This is a genomic window from Hyphomicrobium sp. (genome assembly GCF_009026145.1).
In the GTDB taxonomy this organism is placed as follows: Bacteria; Pseudomonadota; Alphaproteobacteria; order Rhizobiales; family Hyphomicrobiaceae; genus Hyphomicrobium_A.
In genome coordinates this window covers 1-17,071 of record NZ_WBUE01000034.1, presented here as the reverse complement: position 1 = coordinate 17,071, position 17,071 = coordinate 1, and the positions used below count along the sequence as shown (strand labels likewise).

Annotated in this window: 17 protein-coding genes; 8 read left to right on the top strand and 9 right to left on the bottom strand. The window is 66.6% G+C overall.

The window, feature by feature from the left end:
• The first annotated feature begins 330 nt into the window (after positions 1-330).
• The 3 genes from F9K20_RS18955 to F9K20_RS18945 all read left to right on the top strand — a co-directional run bounded on the left by F9K20_RS18955 (position 331) and on the right by F9K20_RS18945 (position 4,199).
• Positions 331-1,065, top strand: a complete 735-nt coding sequence (locus F9K20_RS18955; protein WP_291005714.1) for an SDR family oxidoreductase — start codon at positions 331-333, stop codon at positions 1,063-1,065.
• A gap of 231 nt (positions 1,066-1,296) precedes the next feature.
• On the top strand, positions 1,297-2,658 hold the full coding sequence (locus tag F9K20_RS18950) for a glucosaminidase domain-containing protein (RefSeq protein WP_291005638.1): 1,362 nt from the start codon (positions 1,297-1,299) through the stop codon (positions 2,656-2,658).
• A gap of 122 nt (positions 2,659-2,780) precedes the next feature.
• Complete coding sequence (locus F9K20_RS18945) at positions 2,781-4,199, top strand: glucosaminidase domain-containing protein (RefSeq protein WP_291005635.1); 1,419 nt, start codon at positions 2,781-2,783, stop codon at positions 4,197-4,199.
• A 15-nt stretch (positions 4,200-4,214) separates the two neighbouring features.
• Here F9K20_RS18945 and F9K20_RS18940 read toward each other — a convergent pair whose 3' ends face one another.
• From F9K20_RS18940 to F9K20_RS18930, 3 genes are all read right to left on the bottom strand, one after another.
• Complete coding sequence (locus F9K20_RS18940; RefSeq protein ID WP_291005632.1) at positions 4,215-5,360, bottom strand: ceramide glucosyltransferase; 1,146 nt, start codon at positions 5,358-5,360, stop codon at positions 4,215-4,217.
• Between the two features lie 112 nt (positions 5,361-5,472).
• A complete protein-coding gene (locus F9K20_RS18935; RefSeq protein WP_291005711.1) occupies positions 5,473-6,471 on the bottom strand; it encodes a hypothetical protein in 999 nt (332 codons plus the stop codon).
• Between the two features lie 133 nt (positions 6,472-6,604).
• Positions 6,605-7,600: an NAD(P)H-quinone oxidoreductase gene (locus F9K20_RS18930; RefSeq protein WP_291005629.1), complete on the bottom strand. Its 996-nt coding sequence runs from the start codon at positions 7,598-7,600 to the stop codon at positions 6,605-6,607.
• A 127-nt stretch (positions 7,601-7,727) separates the two neighbouring features.
• Between F9K20_RS18930 and F9K20_RS18925 the strand changes: the two genes are divergently transcribed.
• Together F9K20_RS18925 and F9K20_RS18920 are read left to right on the top strand one after the other, a co-directional pair.
• A complete protein-coding gene (locus F9K20_RS18925) occupies positions 7,728-7,919 on the top strand; it encodes a DUF1192 domain-containing protein (RefSeq protein ID WP_291005627.1) in 192 nt (63 codons plus the stop codon).
• Between the two features lie 369 nt (positions 7,920-8,288).
• Entirely contained in the window at positions 8,289-8,837 is a 549-nt protein-coding gene (locus F9K20_RS18920; RefSeq protein WP_291005624.1) for a DUF1465 family protein, read from the top strand.
• 90 nt (positions 8,838-8,927) lie between these two features.
• Here the strand turns inward: F9K20_RS18920 and rpmE are convergent, their stop codons facing one another.
• Positions 8,928-9,152, bottom strand: coding sequence for a 50S ribosomal protein L31 (gene rpmE, locus F9K20_RS18915; protein WP_291005621.1), 225 nt, complete (start codon positions 9,150-9,152; stop codon positions 8,928-8,930).
• A 228-nt stretch (positions 9,153-9,380) separates the two neighbouring features.
• Here rpmE and F9K20_RS18910 point away from each other — a divergent pair, with 228 nt between their 5' ends.
• The gene (locus tag F9K20_RS18910) at positions 9,381-11,207 is read left to right on the top strand and encodes an ABC transporter transmembrane domain-containing protein (protein ID WP_291005619.1); all 1,827 of its coding nucleotides are present in this window, start codon (positions 9,381-9,383) and stop codon (positions 11,205-11,207) included.
• Between the two features lie 100 nt (positions 11,208-11,307).
• Positions 11,308-11,877 (top strand): hypothetical protein, encoded by a 570-nt coding sequence (locus F9K20_RS18905; RefSeq protein WP_291005616.1) that lies wholly within the window; start codon positions 11,308-11,310, stop codon positions 11,875-11,877.
• Between the two features lie 5 nt (positions 11,878-11,882).
• Here F9K20_RS18905 and F9K20_RS18900 read toward each other — a convergent pair whose 3' ends face one another.
• From F9K20_RS18900 to F9K20_RS18880, 5 genes are all read right to left on the bottom strand, one after another.
• Positions 11,883-12,911 carry a peptidoglycan -binding protein gene (locus F9K20_RS18900; protein WP_291005614.1) on the bottom strand — a complete coding sequence of 343 codons (1,029 nt, stop codon included), beginning with the start codon at positions 12,909-12,911 and terminating at the stop codon, positions 11,883-11,885.
• Positions 12,912-12,917: 6 nt separating this feature from the next.
• The gene (locus tag F9K20_RS18895) at positions 12,918-13,970 is read right to left on the bottom strand and encodes a flagellar motor protein MotA (RefSeq protein ID WP_291005612.1); all 1,053 of its coding nucleotides are present in this window, start codon (positions 13,968-13,970) and stop codon (positions 12,918-12,920) included.
• A gap of 104 nt (positions 13,971-14,074) precedes the next feature.
• Entirely contained in the window at positions 14,075-14,878 is an 804-nt protein-coding gene (locus F9K20_RS18890) for an inositol monophosphatase family protein (protein WP_291005609.1), read from the bottom strand.
• Between the two features lie 91 nt (positions 14,879-14,969).
• Complete coding sequence (locus tag F9K20_RS18885; RefSeq protein WP_291005607.1) at positions 14,970-16,037, bottom strand: hypothetical protein; 1,068 nt, start codon at positions 16,035-16,037, stop codon at positions 14,970-14,972.
• Positions 16,034-16,675 carry a thiamine phosphate synthase gene (locus tag F9K20_RS18880; RefSeq protein WP_291005605.1) on the bottom strand — a complete coding sequence of 214 codons (642 nt, stop codon included), beginning with the start codon at positions 16,673-16,675 and terminating at the stop codon, positions 16,034-16,036. The genes F9K20_RS18885 and F9K20_RS18880 overlap by 4 nt, the downstream gene beginning before the upstream one ends.
• 153 nt (positions 16,676-16,828) lie before the next feature.
• Here F9K20_RS18880 and F9K20_RS18875 point away from each other — a divergent pair.
• On the top strand, positions 16,829-17,071 hold a 243-nt coding region (locus F9K20_RS18875; protein WP_291005603.1), incomplete at its 3' end, for a hypothetical protein.

Sequence of the window (17,071 nt, the reverse complement as noted above, 5' to 3'; positions counted from 1 at the left end):
ACTCAAAGCGCCGAACTCGTCTTTGCCGCTTGAACGGCGTACTCGAACGCTTCTGGAGTGTAGAAAAAGCGTAAACGGGGCTTGCCACAAGCCGAATCAGGGTCGCGCAACGTCTCGTCTGCAACCCTGTAGCTGGAATGCAACGAACTGCAGGTTTTGACTATAAATTGCCCAAAAGACGCATTGTGATAGGGCATCGAACGATACTGACTTGGATCAAGGACTGGGCGGCTGCTCAAAAAGGATGCAGCGTCCATGCACCGGCAATTGGACCCATTGGAGGCGCGGCGCTGGCGAAGCGCCAAGGGAGCTGCGATCATCACCACTCGCATGCCGCACGCCCCCTCGCAGACAGCCCTCATCACCGGCGCCGCGCGCCGCATCGGACGCGCCATCGCGCTCGATCTCGCCGCCCACGGCTGGCGCGTCGGCGTCCACTATCGGCATTCGCGCGCTGAGGCCGAGGCGCTTGCCGCCGAGATCGGCCGCTTGGGCGGCATGGCAGCGGCGCTGCATGCAAATCTCGCCGATTTCAACGACGTGCAGTCACTGGTCGGTCGCTGCGCCGAAGCGCTCGGGGCCCCCAGCTGCCTCGTCAACAACGCCTCGGAGTTCTTTCTCGACACGATCGGCTCGGTGACCCCGGCGGGGTGGGACACGCACCTCGACATAAACTTGAAAGCGCCAGTGTTTCTCGCCCAGGCGCTGTACGCCAACTTGCCGGAGGGCGTCGAGGGCAACGTCATCAACATCATCGACCAGCGGGTATGGCGGCCAACGCCCGATTTCTTCTCCTACACGATCTCCAAGGCCGGTCTGTGGACGGCGACCCAAACGCTGGCGCAGGCGATGGCGCCGCGCGTGCGCGTTAATGCCATCGGCCCCGGGCCGGTATTGCAGAGCGTGCACCAGACGCAGGCGGACTTCGCCGCCGAGACCCTATCGACGCCGTTGCAGCGCGGCCCCTCGCTGCCTGAGATTGCCGCAGCTGTCCGTTTCATCCTGGCCACGCCGTCGATGACCGGCCAGATGATTGCGCTCGATGGCGGCCAGCACCTCGCCTGAGCAGCCTCCCGGAGGTTTATGCGTTGAGGCTGTTTACCGCGCCGGCGGTAATGCTCAACGCCACAATTCCGCTCCCGCGCGCCCTAACTGGCGCCCAAATGCTGCGGCTTTCTCGTAAGCCTCGGGGGTCCGACGAATCGTAAACCGCCTATTAACGTTAAGCCTTTAAGAACGTTTGGTGGTTTCGTCGGGCGCTCTGACACGCAGCGCCGCGTTTAGACGGGTGTTCTCATGAAGCGCCTCTTCGGAGCATCGCTCACCATCGCTCTTGCCGCAGTCTTCAGCCCATCAGCCTTCGCGGCCGAACTTCCACAAGTCAAAATCACCGCCACCAACAATGTGCCCGAGTGCGCCACGCCCGGGCGGCTGATGGCATACCTGCAGTCCCGCAACCCGCGGCTCGACCCGCGCTTCGAGGGGGTCGCCACAGAGTATATGCGCCACGGAGCGGCCCTCGGCATCCGTTGGGATATCGCCTTTTTCCAGATGATCCTCGAGACCGGCGCGCTACGCTTCACCGGCGATGTGCGCGCCGACCAGAACAACTTCGCCGGCCTCGGCGCGTCCGGCGGGGGCGCGCACGGGGAGCGCTTCGCCGACATCTCGAGCGGCGTCAAAGCGCATCTGCAGCATCTTCTGATGTACGCCGGCGAGCGCATCGACAATCCTGTCGCCGAGCGCACCCGCAAGGTGCAGGAATGGGGCGTGCTGACCGATTGGCAAAAGTCGATCGACGGCCCGATGACCTATACATTGGTCGCCAAACAGTGGGCGCCGACCTCGCGCAACTACGTGCGCGATATTTCGGCCATCACCGACGGTTTCTATGCCGGCCACTGCAACGGCGAGGATCCAAACCCAGGCCTCGTGCAGGAAGCCATGCAGGGCCAGCCAAAGGCCAAGGCGAAGGCGAAGAAGGCGTCGACCGCAGTCGCCGCCGCCTCGCCGCCCGACGCAGCTCCGGCAGCCGAGCCGGCGGCCAAAGCTTCCGGCGCCGAGATCGCCAAGCGCAACATCGAGGAGGAGCGCAAGCAAGGCGCCCCGCTCAAGGCGCTCGGCGCCAGCATGGTGGCCGCTACGTCCGAGCCCGCCAAGAGCGTGGCCGAGCCGAAGCTGCCGGGGGAGGATGCTCCTCCGGTGACGCTGCTCAACGCCAAGGCCGAATCCAAGCCGGCGACGACGGCGGAAGCAACGCCGGAAGCCACGGCGCCGGCCGCCAAGACCGATATGAAGGCGAAATCGAAGCCGGAGGCCAAGTCGCTGGCCAAGGCCGAGCCGAAGGCGGATGCCAAGGGCGCCCCCGTGCAGACAGCCGCGCTCGGCAGCGCCGCAACGCAGTTGAAAACGCCGCCCGCCAAGAGCGCCAAGTGCAAGGTGTGGACGGCGAGCTATGGCGGCCAGCGCGCCGTCATCATCAAGGCCAATGGCAACGGCACCGTGAACTACACCGTGCTCGACGTTACCGAGGCCAACGAGAAGCGCGAGATCGACGCTTACATTGCCGCCTATGCCAAGGGTGGCGAGAAGGTCGCCTCCTTCCCCAGCCAGACCAAGGCGCTGAGCAAGGCCTTCGAGCTCTGCCCCGAGGGCTGAGCCTAGCGGGCGCGGCAGCCGAGCTGCGCCCGTCTCGACCGACGTGTCCCCAGCAGCCGTCTTGACGAGTACGTAGCAACGCCATGGTGACCCCATTGACGGCGAACGGGCGAGTTTCGTTTTTGAGCATCACACTGCACCGGTTGGCCATCACGGTATTGATGGCAGGCGTTGCCACAGGCGCCGCCGCCGCGCCGCCGAAGATCCGCACCGACACCGACAATGCGGTGCCTCGTTGCGTGACGCCCAAGCGCCTGATGGCCTTCATCAAGACGCGCAATGCCAACCTCAACCCGCGCTTCGCCGACATCGCCAGCTCCTACAAAAAGCACGGCGAGATCTGGCGCGTGCGTTGGGACTACGCGTTCTTCCAGATGGCGGTCGAAACCAACTTCCTGACCTACCGCAAGGGCAACGGCGGCTGGGGCGACGTCGATCCCAGGCAGAACAACTTCGCCGGCCTCGGCACCACCGGCGGCGGCGTGCCGGGCGACAGCTATCCCGACGTCAACACCGGCGTGCTGGCACAGATCCAGCATCTCGTCGTCTATTCGGGCGAGCGCATCGACGAGCCGATCGGAGCACGCACCAAGCTGAAGCAGGATGACATCCTCGCGGCGATGGCCGCCAAGAAGGGGCGGACAACCTTCGCCGATCTGTCGCGCCGCTGGGCCGCCGACCGGCACTATGGCGCCTCGATCGAGTGGGTGGCGAACAACTACCGGCAAGCGTTCTGCAAGGGCCCCGATCCAGTCGAGGAGGCCGAAGACAGCGCGGCGCCGCACAAGCAGGCGAAGCGGGCGGCAGTCGAGAAGCAGGAGCTGGCGCGTGCCGCCAACCTCGGCGGTCCGCAGCCTGTCGACGCCCAGGCCGCGCCAATCGCAGCCCCAGTGCGCACCATCTGGTCGGCAGCCGATGGGCCGGTCGCGTCGGCGACGGCGGCCGAGGTTGCCGAGCCGGCGCCGTCAACAGCTGCCACCGTCGAGGTGCACCCGGCCCCGCTGCCGGCGCGCAAGCCCGCGGTCGAGTTGACGGATGGTGCAGGGCCAGTCGTTGCCGAGCAGGTCGTTCAAACCGGAGAGGATCCGCCGCCGGCCGTTGTCGTCGCAAGCGCTGCGCAGCCCCAAGCTTCGCCCGCAGCGGTCGTAGCTGCAGAGGCAGCGCCTGCAAGCGCGCCCACTGAGGCAAGCGCGGCTCCGACTGCCTTTGCCTACGCCGGCGCGCTCGGCCAGGCGCTGCACGGGCCCGCCTCGGCGCCGAAAGCCACGCCCGGAGGCAACTGCCGCGTCACCAGCGCCAGCTACGGGGGCAAGAAGGCACTTCTGGTGCGCTCGGCACCGGCGGCCGAGGTGCATTACACGGTGCTGACCGTGCTCGAAGGTTTCGAGGCGTCGATGCTCGCCAACTACCTCAAGGCACACGCGCCGGGAGGATCGAGCGTCGGCGAGTTCGCGAGCAAGGATGCCGCGCTCGCCAAGGCCAGGGAGCTCTGTCCGAGTGCGGCGGGGGCTCCCCAGAGCGAGGGAGCCAGCGCAGGCTAGTGAAACTGCGATGCCTCAGTTGCTCGGCACCGCGTCGGCGAGGTGCATGTCGTTGCCGCGCCAGCTGAACGAGTTGCCGAGCCAGGCCTGTACCCAAACCACCGGCAGTATGAGATCGCGCGCCACCCAGGCGAGCGGCGATAGCGCCGTGAGGTGCCAGCCGGCAGCGCGGGCGAGAACGGCTTCGCAGCCATACCAGGCGGCAGCGAGCGCGGCGACGACACCGACGCTCGTCACATCGAGCGCGGCCGCCACATAGGCCGCTGCCAGCAGCGGGGCGGCGCTTCCGGAGAGAATTTCAGGCAGGAAAAATAACGGGAAGGTCGCACGGCGCAGCTTCGCCCAGCGCACCTGCCGCGACCAGATCTGCTTCGCGCCACGCCTGCCGAGCGGCTGGCCGAAGGCGCGGTCGACGAGGCGCACGCGCTTGCCGGCATGCCTGACGACCTTGGTCGCCGCCGCATCCTCGGCGATCTCTGCCCCCAGGGCACGAATGCCGCCGGCGCGCTCGAGATCGGCGCGGCGCCACAGCATGGTCTTGCCCTGCGCGAAGCCCAAGCCGACCGTGTCGGCCGCGTACTGCCAGCGCGCCTGATACGTGTTGAGGAAAGCGCACTCGACCTCGGCCCAGAAGCCATCGGGCATACAGCCGATGGGCGGGGCGCAGAGCAGCCCGGTGTCGGCGCGCCAGCCGGCAAGCAGGCGCTGCAGGTAGTCGGTCGGCATCAACACGTTGCTGTCGGCCATGACCACCCAGGCGTGCCGCGCGGAGCGCCAGCCCTTGATCAGGTTGTTGAGCTTGGGATTGGAGGTGAGCGTATCGCGGCCGATCAGCAGCTTGGCGTCGACCTGCGGGTATTCGCCGATGAGGCGGCGGATGACCGGTACGACGGGATCGTCGGCGTCGTCGCAGCAGAGGATGAGCTCGTAGCGCTGGTAGGCGAGCTGGAAGCTCGAGCGCAGGGTAAGCTCATCGTGCGGATCGAGGCCGCACACCGGGCGCAGCACGCTGATGGGCGGCAAGTTCGCGCTGTTGACGGTGGTGAACGATGGATCGTCGGTGCCGCGGCGGGAGCGGTAGACTGCCAGCAGCGCACTGGTGAAATGCAGCAGTGTAGCGAGACATACGAAAAGCACGCAGCCCCAGGCGATCTCGTTCATCGGCGACCTTGCGCAACATGAGATTGCACAAGTCTTTCATCGGAGTCCGTGACACGTTGATGACAGCAACGTCGGCATTGCGACGCAGGTCTCAAACTGGGTGCAAGCGTGGTTACTCGGCGGGGGCGAGGTATTTGAGGGCGACGTTGGACAAAGCGCCGCCGACGACGCACGGCACACCCATGTACACCTGCCCCATGACGCCGGCGGCAACGCAGCCGAGCGCGAACACCGTTTGTCCGGCCTGCCCCCACCAGGAGAAGTTGCGGGCGTTCTCCGAGCCCTTGGTCTTCAGCTCCTCGATGGAGGCGAGCGCCTCCTTGCGGATTTGCGCCAGCTCGAACGTTTCGGCGCCTTCTATTACCTCGGCAAGCGGCTTCTCGACCGCCTCGGGCTGGTGCGGCAGCGACGTCTTCAGGTAGCTGAGCAGGTCGTGATCCTTGGACGCGTTCTGCGCCAGCGTCCACTTCACCATCGAGCCGATGGTGAGCTTCTCGACGTCGTTTCTGTCGCGCGACCAGGCGAGCGTGCGCACCAGGCGCTGGATCGGCTCGGAGGAGCCGGTCGCGAAGTAGTAGCCCCAATTGGCGTCGACGGCGATGGGGCTGTCGAGCGGTAGGTCGCGCAGAACCGGGAGCTTGCCGTAGAGATAGCGCTCGATGATGACCTTGCGCGCCGGCATGCGCTCGACGAACTTGCCCATCAGCTCCTTCCAGTCGGCAAGCCCGGAATAGGCGATGGCCTTGACCACGACCACCTGGTCGGGGGGCGGCATGGGGAACATGTCGGCAATGAGCTTCTCGGCTTTGTCGGGATTGGAGCCGATGACGCCGGCGATGAAGCCGACATAGATGCCGGCTTGCTCGACCTCCTTGAACTGGCCCTGCTCACGCATCGCCTTGAAGGCGTCGGGCAGGCGTTCGGGCGTCGGATTGTGCCGGTAGTCGTTGATCCACGACAGGACGATCTCCGGCCGGGTGAAGGGCGGAGGCGGCGGTTCCTTCTTCTTCTTGGCGGCGTCGGCATCGCCGGCAACCGACGCGACCGCCAGCGCGACGGCGAGGAGACCGGAAAGGCAGAGAAGCTGACGCATGAAATGACCAACCCGCACGCTCAAGTGCGCATCCTTCCCGGCAATTGCGGCCTTTCCCGGCTCACCCCGAGCGCGGGCCGGCACAAGAGAAAACCGCGTATTGTCAATTTGATGGCAGCCCCGCCCCCGCAACCGGGGCAAAACGATAACCCTAAACCGTCAAGACGATCTTGCCGACATGGGCGGCGTCGAGGCGGACGTGCGCGGCGGCGGCTTCCTGCAAGGGGAAGGTGGCATCGAGGATGACTCGCACGCGCCCCGCGCCGATGAGCGGCAGGACCTTATCCTCGACGGCACGCGCTATGGCTGCCTTCACCTCGTTGGAGCGGATGCGCAGCGTCGAGCCCGTGACCGTCAGCCGCTTGAGCATGATGCGCATCATGTCGATTGTCACCTTGGAGCCTGCCTGGAACGCGATATTGACGAGGCGTCCATCGTCGGCGAGCGAGCGGATGTTGCGCTCGACGTAATCGCCGCCAACGATGTCGAGGATGACGTCGACACCGCGCCCGCCCGTCTCGGCCTTGACGACCTCGGCGAAGTCCTCGGCCTTGTAGTCGACGGCGCGCACCGCCCCGAGCTCCAAGCAGGCCGCGCACTTTTCCGGCGAGCCGGCGGTGGCGATGACCTTGGCGCCGAAGGCGGTGGCGAGCTGGATGGCGGCGACACCGATGCCGCTGGTGCCGCCGTGCACGAGGAACCACTCGCCCGGCTTGAGGCCGCCGCGCTCGAACACGTTGTGCCAGACGGTGAAGAAGCCCTCCGGGACCGCGGCGGCCTCGATCATCGACATGCCATCGGGTACCGGCAGGCAGGAGCCCCCATCGGCGAGGCAGTACTCGGCGTAGCCGCCACCATTGACCAGCGCCATCACCTTGGAACCAACCGGGAAGCGGCGTGCCTCAGGGCCAGTGGCGACGACCGTGCCGGAGACTTCGAGACCCGGAATCTCCGAGTGCCCCTTCGGCGCCGGATAGAGGCCGAGGCGCTGCACGACATCGGGCCGATTGACCCCGGCCGCGGCGACCTTGATCAGCACCTGCCCGTGCTCGGGCTGCGGGACGGGAATTGTCGTCGGTTGCAGGACCTCGGGCCCCCCTTTGCCGACAATGGCGATGGCGGTCATGGTCTCGGGCAGCGCGGTCATGGTCATCCTCGGTCCGGCCTCTATCGACCTGATGCCCGAGCCGGACCGCCGAGACAAGCTACTGCCCGCCCGTTGCCGAGGCGGGAAGGTTGGAGCAGACTCGCATCGGCGGTAAACGAGGCATGAGATGGACTGGGACGACATCGCGCCGAAAAAGCCGAAGTCCGGCGCTACCGTCGGCGACAACCTGGCGACGCTCTCGGTCGCCGAGCTCGAGGCGCGCATTGCCGAGTTCGAGCGCGAGATCGAGCGCGTGAGGATCGAGCTGGAAGCCAAGCGGCGGCACGAGCAGGCGGCGAGCGCGCTGTTCAAGAAGTGACGCTCATTGCTTCGGCATTCGCCTCGCAGCCAGGCAATTGCTCGCGCCCGGCAGGGAGCGCGCCGGCAGCCCCACAATCGTAATCGGCGCGTTGCTCACGCATCGTTAGCCATTAACGGATTGTTAGGGTTAGGCCGGTAACCTGCCGTTATCCAGTCACCTGGATCCCGAGCGGCACGGCCGCTCTGTTTGACGCCTCCCTGTTGACTTCAGAGCCGCTGCAAAGCGGCTCTTTTTTTGCATATCCCCAATTGTGTCGGGAACCGGCGCGCTCTCGTCCCGCTTTTGGTCATGTTGTTAACTATGGCTTGGCAGGATGCGTGCGTGGTATTGATGAGCTGCAGGTGAGTGAGTGTGTCAAATCTAGTCATGAGCAACGTATCGCGTGCTGAAGCGGCGTTAACGGCAAGCAGCGTCACCGTATCGTTCGGTGAGCGCTTCCAGGCTTCCGCTCAGTTCGACGTCGTCTTCAAGCAAGGCATGGCGCTCGTCGAGCGCACCGCTGCTTACCTCGAAGGGCCGGGCCGCGCCGAGGCCAAGCGTCTGCCCGCTGCCGTCAACGTCCTCTACGCCAGCGAGAGCATGCGCCTCACGACGCGGCTTCTGGACATGGCGTCCTGGCTCCTCATCCGCCGCGCCCTCAAGGAGGGCGACATCAGCGAGACGGAGGCGCAGAGGAAGCGCAAGGGCGTCACGCTGCAGGCGCCGGCGCGCTCGTCGCACGTCGCCGGTTTCGGCGAGCTGCCCGAGACGCTGCGCGGGCTCGTAGAAGAAAGCTACGCGCTGCAGGATCGCATCGTGCAGCTCGATCGCGCCATGAGCATCAAGTCCGACAACGTCGGGGCGGTCGCCGAGTCCATGCTGGCTAATCCCGTCGGCAGCCAGATCGACAAGCTGCGTGTCGCCTTCGGCTGCTGAGCCGAAGCGCAATTAACGAAGCTCGCAAGCAAAAAGCCCGGCCGTTGTGCCGGGCTTTTTTCTAGGCGAGTGGCAACGGCCGTTGGCCGCTCAGAACAGGCCTTCGAACTTCTTTTTGAAGCGCGACAGACGCCCACCACGGTCGGTGAGGCGCTGATCGCCGCCCGTCCACGCTGGGTGCGACGTGGGGTCGATGTCGAGATGCAGCTCGTCGCCTTCCTTGCCGTAGGTCGAATAGGTGATGAACTCGGTTCCGTCGGTCATCTTGACCTTGATCTGATGGTAGTCGGGATGCAGATCGGGATCGTTCTTCATGGGTGCGCTCGCAATAGCTTGCCCGCTGGCAAACAGCCTCTTCTGTCGGGCAAAATGGGTGTTCGGAGCGGCCTCTATAGTCGAGATGGTTGGCCGGCACAAGCGCAACCCGAAGCCCCCCTTTCAAGCCGCGCCGCGGCCTGATGCCACTTGAGCCGTCCCACCCCGTCGGGCATGGTCCCCTTCAACTTACGCCCGGCCGCAATCGGCCGCCAAAAGAGCAACGTCGTGAACCGCGACAGCATCGCCCAAATAGACGGGGTCAAGTCCGCGCCTAGGGAGGACGACCAGGCCGAGCAGCGGCGTTTGGAGCTGCGTCCGCTGCTGTCGCTCTGGCCCTACCTTGCGCGCCATCGCGGCAAGCTCATCCTCGCCGGCACCGCGCTCGTGATCGCCGCCATCTCCATGCTGGTCATTCCGCTGGCCGTGCGCCGCGTGATCGACCTCGGCTTCGGCTCGCACGACGACGTGTTCATCGACCGCTATTTCGCGATGCTGATCGTCATCGGCCTCATCCTCGCCGCGGCCAGCGCCGCGCGCTTCTACTACGTCAACTGGCTCGGCGAGCGCGTTGTCGCCGACTTGCGCAGCGACGTCTTCCGCCACGTCGCCGATCTCGGGCCGGCGTTCTTCGAGCGTACGCACTCCGGCGAGCTGATGAGCCGCCTGACGGCCGACACGACGCAGATCAAGGCGATGGCCGGTTCCTCGCTGTCGCAGGCGCTGCGCAGCTTGATCATGCTCATCGGCGCGCTCGTCATGATGTTCGTCACCAGCGTGCATCTTTCTCTGCTGGTGCTGCTGGCCATTCCGCTGACGATCATCCCGCTCATCGCCTTCGGGCGTCTTGTGCGCCGCCTGTCGCGCCGGGCGCAGGACACCCTCGCCGAGGCATCCGCTTTTGCGGCGGAGAACCTTGCCGCCTCGCGCACCATGCAGGCGTTCACCTACGAGAAGGCGGCGGCCGCGCACTATCGCAGTGCAGTGGAGCTCGCCTTCGATGCCGCCAAGGAGCGCATGCGCGCGCGCGCGGCGCTCACCGCCCTCGCCATGTTCCTCGTCGTCGCCAGCATCGTCGGCGTCCTATGGTTCGGCGCCGCCGCGGTGATCGATGGCAGCATGACGGTCGGACGCCTCAGCCAGTTCGTGCTCTACGCCGTGTTCGCCGGAGCCTCCTTCGCACAGGTGTCCGAGATCTGGGGTGAGGTCAGCCAGGCGGCGGGCGCGGCCGAGCGGCTGACGGAATTGCTCGCCATTCAACCGGAGATCCGCTCACCTGCCGTACCTGTCACACTCCCCTTGCCGCCGCGCGGCGAGGTCGAGTTCAGGGAGGTGCGCTTCGCCTATCCCGGCCGTCCGAAGCTGCCGACCCTGGGCGGGATTTCGTTCCGCGCCAAGCCGGGGGAGACGATCGCCCTGGTGGGGCCGTCGGGCGCCGGCAAGAGCACCGTCTTCAACCTGCTGCTGCGCTTTTTCGACCCGCAAGCGGGACAGGTGCGCGTCGACGGCGTCGATGCCCGCGACGCAGACCTTGGCGCGCTGCGCGCGCGCATGGCGCTGGTCCCCCAGGACGTGGCGCTGTTTGCCGGAACGGTCGCCGACAATATTCGCTATGGCAGCCCCGGTGCCGACCTCGAAGCGGTGCGGCGCGCCGGCATCGCCGCGCAGGCGGACGAGTTCATCCGCGCGCTGCCCGACGGGTATGAGACACGACTAGGGGAACGCGGAGTTTCGCTTTCCGGCGGCCAGCGCCAGCGCATCGCCATCGCCCGCGCCATCCTCAAGGATGCGCCGATCCTCTTGCTCGACGAGGCGACCAGCGCCCTTGACGCCGAGAGCGAGGCGCTCGTGCAGCGCGCCCTCGAGCGCTTGATGATGGGACGCACGACGCTCGTCATCGCGCACCACCTTGCCACGGTGCAGAAGGCAAAGCGCATCCTCGTCCTGGACAAGGGCCGCATCGTCGAGGAAGGCACGCACGCTGAGCTGATGGCCAAAGGGGGCCTCTACGCGCGGCTCGCGGAAATGCAGTTTGCGGCCGAGGCCGCCGAATAGCCTCAATCCGCGTCTTGCTAGCCGCGCGAAGAGGAACTGCGAGGGAGGAAGCGGCGTACTCTTCGTTGAACGCCGACAAGAACTGGAGGGGATGAAGCCTATGGAACCGGAACTCGAACCCATGCTCCCACGCGAGCCGCGCTCAGCCGCGCCGGCTCCTTTGTGGGTCTGGCTGCTCATAGTGGCACTCGGCGCCATCAGCATCTACGCCGGCTATGCGGCGCTGTCGGCGCGCCAACTGCATCACGAGGGCGAGAGCGCGCGGGCCGATCTCACGCAGCAGCGCGACCGGCTGAAAGCCAACGTCGCCGACCTCACGCGGCAGGTGGAGCAGGCGAACCGCTCGCGCGACGAGGTCGAGAACGCGCTGAAGCAATCGCGCGCCAACACCGAAGCGGCGTCGGCGCAGATCAGCGATCTGCAGCGGCAAGTGGGTGAGTTGCAGCAGAAGACAGGCGACATCGAGCGCGCCCGCGCGGCGGCCGAAGCGAGTGCCAAGGAGGCGATCGCGGCGAAGGAGGCAGCCGACAAGGAGATCGCCGGCCTCAAGACGCAACTGGCGGCGGCGCAAAAGAAGCTCAACCAGGCGCTCGCCGATCTGAAGAAGGAGCGCGAGCAGGTCAGCCCCGTGCCGATGCCGCCGCCGGCAACGCCTGCACCGGCGCCCTAGGGGCGTTAACGGTTGGTCAGCTTCAGCTCGATGCGGCGATTGCGCTGCAGGCTTGCCTCGTCGATGCCCGCCTCCAGGGGGCGGAATTCGCCGTAGCCGGCCGCCACTAACCGCTGCGCAGGGACGCCGCGGCTGATGAGGTAGCGCACCACCGAAATGGCGCGCGCGGTCGACAGCTCCCAGTTCGAAGGGAAGGTCGGGCTGGCGATGGGTCGGATGTCGGTGTGGCCATCCACCTGCAGCGCCCAGTCGATCTCCTTGGGGATCTCCCTCTCGAGCTCGATGATGGCCGAGGCCAGCTGATCCATAGCGGCCAGCCCCTCAGGGGTCAGCTGGTTGGAGCCGGACGGGAACAGCACCTCCGATTCGAATACGAAACGATCGCCGACGACGCGGATGTCCTTGCGATTTTTCAGCAGCTCGCGCAAGCGACCGAAGAAATCCGAACGATAGCGCTGCAGCTCCTGCACCTGGCGAGCCAGTGCCGCGTTGAGGCGGGCGCCGAGATCCTTGATGCGCGACTGGCTCTCGGCATCCTTCTTCTCAGAGGCTTGTAGCGCCTCGTTGAGAGCGGCGATCTGCCGGCGCAGCGACAGCAGCTGCTGATTGAGGAGATCGACCTTGGCAAGCGCCTCGTCGGAGACCTTCTTCTGGCTCTCGATCTCGGATGTGAGCCCGGAGATGCGCGCTTCCGCCGCCTTGGCCGCTTCATCGCCCGACAGCGCCGTGCCGGAGAGCTTGGTGTTCTCCTCGCGCAGGCTCGACAGCGTCGCCTGCAGCGCGGCCAGCTCGTCCTCGGCCGATTTGCTCTTGCCCTTTTCGAGCGAGAGGAGGTTGGTCAGCTCGGTGATCTGCAGCGTCAGCCGCTTGAGCGCGGTGTCCTTGCCGCTCGCCTCCTGGCTGGCGAAGTACTGCGCCAGCATGAAGATCGACATCAGGAAGGTAACGACGAGCAGCAGCGTCGACAGCACGTCGACGTAACCGGGCCAGAAGTCCGCGTATTCACTGCGCCGACGCGTGCGTACGCCCGCCATGCTGCGCTACCCTCGACGTCGCATGTTCGAGGCGAGCTCCTTGAGCGCGCTCGCCACTTCCGAGTGCTGCGCCGCCTGCTCGTCGACCCATTCGCGCACGACCTTCTGCTCGGCGCGCATCTGCGAAACGAGCTGGTTGACGCCGCGCGCCAGCTCGCGCAGCTGCTCCTCGCCGCCCCCGCCGTGCGCGCCGATGGCGCCCGCCATCGACTGGTCGGCGAGCCGCGTCGACAGATCCTCGACGGCGCGCTGCATGTGCAGGATGGCGCTCGACAGCTGGCGGCTGACTTGATCGGCGGAGACGTTGGTGCCGGGGGTGAGCTCAGTGATGCCCGACAGCCATTCCTCCAGCTCGTTATAGAAGCGGTTGTGGGCATGGCTGGCCTGCAGCTCGAGGAAGCCGAGGACGAGCGAGCCCGACAGACCGAGGAGAGACGCCGAGAATGCAGTGCCCATACCCTTGAGCGGCGCGGCTAACCCGTCCTTTAGATCGGAGAACATGGTCACGTTGTTGGCCGCGTTGACGTCGACTGCGTCGATGGCGCTGCCGACGGATTGTATCGTCTCCAGGAGGCCCCAGAAGGTGCCGAGCAGGCCGAGGAAGATCAGCAAGCCGACCATGTAGCGACCTGTGTCGCGGGCCTCGTCGAGGCGCGAGCTGATTGAATCCATGATCGAGCGCAGCGAGGCGGTCGACAGCGACAGCACGCCGGTGCGATCGCGCAGCATCGCCGCCATGGGTGCCAGCAGCACCGGCTGATGCGAAATGGCGAGGCCCGGATCGGCAATGCGGAAGGCGTTGACCCAACGGATCTCGGGATAGAGCCGTATCACCTGCCGGAAGGCGTAGAGGATGCCGAGCAGCAGCACGCCGACGATCAGGCCGTTGAGGCCCGGGTTGTTCATGAACGAGGTGATCAGCTGCTTGTGCAGGATCGCCGCCAGGAAAGCGACGAGCGTCAGAAAGATCAGCATTCTGATGAGAAAGACACCCGGCGGCGTCAGCGGCCGATGGGCCAGCGCCGATACGGCTGGGTCGTTCTGTCGTCTTCTGGCCATCCCGGAGCTCCGCCCGCCGCTTTTCTCAGCTTCGTGACATTACCCGATGCCAATGACAGCACAAACGGGGCAACATCGTGCCCGCCCGCGGCGAAGGCGTGGCGTCAGGCGCCGGCCGGGGCAGCGGCGAGCAGGGGAAGAAATTCCTTGTGTAGCGTGCTGTTCGTGGCAAGCACTTCCGACTTGTCGAACATCGCGGTGCCGCCGGCCAGATCGCTGACGGTGCCGCCTGCCTCGCGCACCAGCACGATGCCCGCTGCCATGTCCCAAGGCTTGATGCCCCGCTCCCAATAGGCGTCGAAGCGCCCGGCAGCGACCCAGGCGAGGTCGAGCGCCGCCGAACCGGTGCGGCGCACCCCGGCAACGTATTTGATGACCTCTTTGATCTCGCGTGTGAAGGCTACGTGCCCTGGGCGGCCGATGTGCGGGATACCGGTGGTCACCAGCGCGTCGGAGAGGTTCTTGCGCGCGGCGACGCGCAGCCGGCGGCGATCGTTGAGGAAGGCGCCCTTCCCCTTCTCGGCCGCGAACAGCTCATCCGAAATCGGATTGTATATGAGGCCGGCGACGAGCTGGCCTTCGCGCTCGAGCCCGATGGAAATGGCAAACAGCGGCACGCCGTGCAAGAAGTTGGTGGTGCCGTCGAGCGGATCGACGATCCAGCGGTGGCTGCGATCGTCGCCGACGACCTCGCCGCGCTCCTCCATGAGGAAGCTGTACCCGGGGCGCGCTTTGGCGAGCTCGCGGTAGATGATCTCCTCGGCCTTGTGGTCGGCGGCGGAGACGAAGTTGCCCGGTCCCTTGACGGAGACTTGCAGCTGCTCCACCTCGCCGAAGTCGCGGGCAAGGCTGCGCCCCGCCTTGCGAGCGGCGCCGATCATGACGTTCATAAGCGCTGAGGCGGGCATCGAGTGGATCCTTCGGGGCGCCGAGGAATGGGGTGCAAGGCGCCCCGACTAGACCCAGACGCGTCCGCTGGCAAGGCCGCCAACCGCCGCTTTAGAATAGCCCCGCCTTCTCGCGCCACTCGCTGGCCGCCTGCTGCGCGGCCACCTGCTGCGCCTTGGGCAGCTTGCTGACGAGCGCGTCGAGCGCCTCGTCCTTGAGCCCGCCGGCCTGGGCGATGAGCCGCCACTTGGCCGCCTCCTGCGGGTTCTTTTTGACGCCGACGCCCTCGGCATAGACGTAGGCAAGCCGGTTCTGCGCCGAGGCAAGACCCTTGTGTGCGGCGGCGCGCAAATAGGGAATGGCCTTCGGCTCGTCCTTGGTGAGACCAAGCCCGCGCAACAATACGACGGCGTAGTCGAACTGCGCCTCCGCCATGCCCTGCTCGGCCGCCTTGCTGAGCCAGCGCGCCGCCTCGAGCGCACTCGGCTCCACGCCGGAGCCGTTCTGATAGAGGCCGGCGAGATCGTACTGGGCCACCGCGATACCCTTTTCCGCCGCGTAGCGGATATGCATGGCGGCGCGATAGGGGTTCTGCGGCTTGCCGTCGCCTTTGAGGAAGAGCAGGCCGAGATTGTAGTTGGCGAGCGGATGCCCGGTGCGCGCCGCCTTCTCGAACAGCTCCGCCGACTTGGCACGGTCCTTCTTGACGCCGCGTCCTTCGGCATACAGCACACCGAGGGCGAAGGTCGCCTGCACGTCGCCCAGCTCATCGCCGCGCGCGTACCACTTGGCGGCGGTCTGCGGCTCCTTGCTGACGCCGAGCCCCTCGGCATAGAGGCGGCCGAGCAAGGTGTGCGACTGCGGGTCGTTGCGCTTGGCGCCCTCGTCGGCGAGCTTCAACGCCGTGAGATACTGACCTTGATCGAAGGCGATGTAGGCGGCCTCATCGCCGGTGGGCTCCACGAACGACTTGCCGAAGCTTCCGTCTTTGGATTTCTCCGACCCTTTCACGACCGGCGCGTTGGAGAACGTCGCGCTCGGTGCCGTCTTCACCGGCTTGCCGCGCCGCGGCTTCGGAACCTCGGTCGACTCCATGATCCACGAGCTGGTCTCGGCGGCGGCGGGCTGCGCGAGCACCAGTGCGCCGAACAGCAGTAGCGTGACGCGGCGCGCGCTCATGCCAGCGCCTCACGCTGGCTCGCGGCTTCGGCGATGCTGCGCGCCAGGGCCCTATACTCGGCCGGTGCCAGCTCGACGCCGAGCCGCATGGCGATGAAGTCGGCACCGGCTGCGGCCAGCGCCGTCGCATCCGCTACAGTTTCAACGTCGAAGGCGACGCATGGCACCTCGAAGATCTCGCTCCACCACGCGATGAGCTCGAGCCTCCGCTCGGCGGCGCCGGCTCGATCCTCGACGTGCGCGGGAATGCCGAAGCCGGCGTAGTCGGCGCCGTGCTCGGCGATGGTCATGGCATCGTGGCGCGAGCGGCCGACGTCGGCGCCGACGATGAAGCGCGTGCCGAGCACCTCGCGTGCCTCGCCGTACCGCGCCTCGATGTCCTTGCTCCACGGCAGGTGCACGCCGTCGGCGCGCAGGGCTCGCGCAAGCTGCGCGTCGCCTTCGATGAGGGCAGCGATGTCCCTCTTCTGGGCAAGCTCGACCAGCGGGCGCGCCGTGGCGGCGGTGAGCGCGCCGCCGGTGCCGGCGGCGATCAGCAGCGTGGCCGCGGCGGCAGCATCGAGCACCTCGGCGAGCCGCCGCGCATCGGCGCTCGCCGCGGTCACGACACACAGCCTCGGCTGAACCTCGAGCCCCATCGCCACGTTTCCTCAAACCCCGTGTGAGCACAGCCTATTAGGGCGCATTGGGGCGGAAAAGCGACGCCTTTGTGAGGGCCGCTCACGGGGCCACAACCTCAACAACATTTCCGCCCTATCGCTAACGATAACAACAAGGAGCCTGGCCGACGCATGAGCCGCCGTCTGTTCTACACCGCCATTTCTATCACCGCGTTCAACGCCGCAGCTCTATCGACGCTGGCGGCCGACGGTACGCATCCCCTCCAGGCTTTCGAGCTCGCGCAGGCACCGGAAACGGATGCCGGCGGCGGCGCGCCGCCGCCCCCTGCGGCCGAGGAGCAGCCGCCACCCCCAGCGCAAGCTCAGGAGCCGCCTCCACCTCCTGCTGCCGCGCCAGGCGAGCAAGGCGAAGAG